This window comes from Patescibacteria group bacterium (assembly GCA_020148045.1).
Classification (GTDB): domain Bacteria; phylum Patescibacteriota; class Minisyncoccia; order Minisyncoccales; family GWA2-38-27; genus JAHCRG01.
Genome location: JAHCRG010000014.1, coordinates 1 through 2,921, shown reverse-complemented (window position 1 = coordinate 2,921; position 2,921 = coordinate 1). Strand labels below are relative to the sequence as shown.

The following is a 2,921-nucleotide window of genomic DNA, read 5'->3' as shown; positions in this document are numbered from 1 at the left end:
TGATTTATATTCTACAGGTACATAAAAATCACGTGAAATAATACAAGCTTCCCGCTCAAACCCTTCTGGGATAATTTCTGCTTTCATTTCATTCAAAATAGCCAAGACTTCAAGACTAGGAGGTTCATCTCGGCTTCGTTTTGCTACTTTTATTTCAAACAATTTCTGAAACCATTCCGGTTCATCCCCCTCATCACAGCTCTTAACACGATAAGAAAGACTTCGTTCCATTAAAAACCGCCGTGATGAGCGCGCTCCTGCAAATTTAGCCCGCGTTCTCGCCCCTTTTCCAATCCAAAGAACAATTTCCTTATCATTGTGGTTCACAATCATAATTACATTGTGGGAAATTAGTGCCTCCTTTAAATCTCTGTGTTTTAAGACTAATTCACCAGTTTCCTCAACTTTATAAAGTTCCAACGGCTGGATAGGCATATTCTACCATCTCTAAATTTCTCATCTATTATAGATTTTACTTCTTTTCTCTCCAAAACATACACATGTTATATTTATTTATTTATCTAAGGTTAAATTAATTATCAAAAATAAGTAAAAAAGAGCTTTTTTTGGAGTAAGATAATTTTCTTTCGCAAATTTTTTAATATTTTTCCTTTATTTTTTTCTATGACTTTTTAGAGAATATTTTTCATATTTAAGAGTGTCAGAAAAGGAAATCCATTTTTGTCGCTAATTTTACGCGAGATCTTCCTCAAATCACCTTTAATATACCCTATATTCCCGAGAGAATACGCGCTTTTTTATTTTATTTTGTAATCTCCTCTCTTATGAGTGAAATAAACGAAAAACCTATTGAAATTGCCCAATTACCGGGTCCTAATCTCCAAACTCTTAATTGTCCTTGTTGTAAATCTGATAAGCTTAAGATATCTCACTCCAGATGGCGTACAATTCCCGATCTTGGGACTAAAAACCTCCAAAAGTTTCTGGAATTCGAGAGTATTCATCTCCAGTGCAACTCATGTGGTAAAATTTTTCCATTCCAAAGAGCGGGCATTGTGCCTGGGCTCTCCGTTTCCGGTGATGTATTGGACACGGTACTCACGCTTTACTTTGATTTTGGGAATTCAGGAGATATGGTTAGAAGATTAATGGAAAAACTATATTCTGTAATGCTCAAACGCGAAACTATCCTGAGTTGGATCAGAAAGTATGGCAAGGACTATTGTAAGAAAAATGATAGGACATTTAAAGAAAATATTGAGCTCAATAGCGGGGTTCTCGCCCTTGATGGTACATTCCCGGCTTTAGCGCTCGAGGAAGATGATGGGACTAAAATACCTCATGTTAAAAAAAAGCAGGTGTCTTGCTTGCGACTGACAACATTATCCGACGGAACCTTGCTTGCTATCTGGGACGAGGCGAAAACGAACCCGAAATCACCGAATTTTTAATCATTTTACGTGATGATTTATCACTGGACCCCGCGTTTATCATCGTAGATTACAAGCCAGCTTGGGAATTAGCCCTTAAAAAAATATTTCCGAATGCAATCATCATCAGGTGTGGATTTCATACGGTACAACTCGTTAATCGAGGGATTCTTAAGGAATTAAATCAGATTTCGAGAATAAGATTCAAAGACGTGATAAAAGAAATTAAGAAACTTTATCAAGCTATAAAACAGCATATATGGCAAGGGGATGCAATTGATTTCAAGTTCAAAAACACAATAGTATCTCAGTTCCAGTATTTTTATAAGTTAGTCACGGAATTATTTAAGACGGATCAATTGAACAGGTTTGAAACCTGCCTAGATACCATTCTTGAAAAGTTGGTCCAACATGGCACGAATTTTTCAAAACAATTACGCGAAGATTTAATGAATAGACTGCCTAAAAATGGTTTAACAGAAAAGAATCTGAAATATTATCGCCAAAAAGTGAAAGGCGCACTCTCGTTGGTCATGCGCCAATTTAGACGGAAATTAGAGTGTACAAACCGAGATTTCAACAAGGTGAAATCTTTACTTTTAAAGCGCCCTGAGAATTTATCCAACCATGAATCTAGATTCTTAGCGAAGTACTTGAAGAAATATCCTGAATTCTGTAAGTATAGAAAATTATCCATGCGCATATCTAATATTTACCATGATCCCCCCGAAAAATTGACCCGCTTCATAATTGAAGATATTGAATTATGGGAGGGGGCGCATTCGGAATTAAAACATGCGATAAAAACCTTGAAAAAGAATGTAGATAAGATTTTCAATTTTCTGCCTCTCTATTCCGCGAAGAAATATAAAAAATATTCAAAAATTTCGCGGGTCACACCTGAGCCTCAAGTGAGGAAGATTAAGGATCTATATAGAGTGAAATTTGGATTTAGAACCATAGAAACAACGCAGTTATTATTGGAAAATCAACTAAACTGTCCTGTTTTTGTGAGTTCCCTCTAGAAAAACTATTAAATTGGAAAAACGAAAAAAACTTATCTTACTCAATTTATAATAATAAAAAAATGAATAAATATAAAAAATTATGAGGTAGGAGTTGATGCGATATTTAAATAAAATGAAAATAGGTAGTTACATCGCAGGAATAGTTACAGTAATTCTTTTAGCGTGCAGTCTAATTAAATTTTTGCTTCATTGTCGAGAAACAACCCCAGCAATTGCAAGCACTTGGTTTTTATTATTTTTTGCAGTAGTAGCTGCTGTAGCGGGGGCTATATTTTTTAAAAAAAGTACAAGAAATTTTATTAGAAATTCTGAAGGATTTAGATTGATGATGAATTATTGCTATTCCTGTGGTTTTTCGCTAAATAAAAATATGACTATCGAAGTGTGTCCAAAATGTAACGCAAAACTAAATCTCATTGAGGTTATTGATGAATGAAATATATCATAAACTAACTTAAATTTGAGACCATAAACTAAATCTTTGAAATTTATTTACAACATA

General features: G+C 34.4%; 4 protein-coding genes. 3 read left to right on the top strand and 1 reads right to left on the bottom strand.

All coding sequences use genetic code 11. The features are described from left to right. The coding region (locus KJA13_03140) for a hypothetical protein (protein ID MBZ9578008.1) at positions 1-435 on the bottom strand (435 nt) is incomplete at its 3' end. 350 nt (positions 436-785) lie between these two features. On the opposite strand from KJA13_03140, the gene KJA13_03135 reads away from it, so the two are divergent. From KJA13_03135 to KJA13_03125, 3 genes are all read left to right on the top strand, one after another. Beyond that, positions 786-1,412, top strand: a complete 627-nt coding sequence (locus KJA13_03135) for a hypothetical protein (protein MBZ9578007.1) — start codon at positions 786-788, stop codon at positions 1,410-1,412. After that, positions 1,325-2,416: a transposase gene (locus tag KJA13_03130; protein ID MBZ9578006.1), complete on the top strand. Its 1,092-nt coding sequence runs from the start codon at positions 1,325-1,327 to the stop codon at positions 2,414-2,416. The genes KJA13_03135 and KJA13_03130 overlap by 88 nt, the downstream gene beginning before the upstream one ends. Positions 2,417-2,531: 115 nt before the next feature. Next, positions 2,532-2,855 (top strand): hypothetical protein, encoded by a 324-nt coding sequence (locus tag KJA13_03125; GenBank protein ID MBZ9578005.1) that lies wholly within the window; start codon positions 2,532-2,534, stop codon positions 2,853-2,855. Positions 2,856-2,921 lie beyond the last annotated feature (66 nt).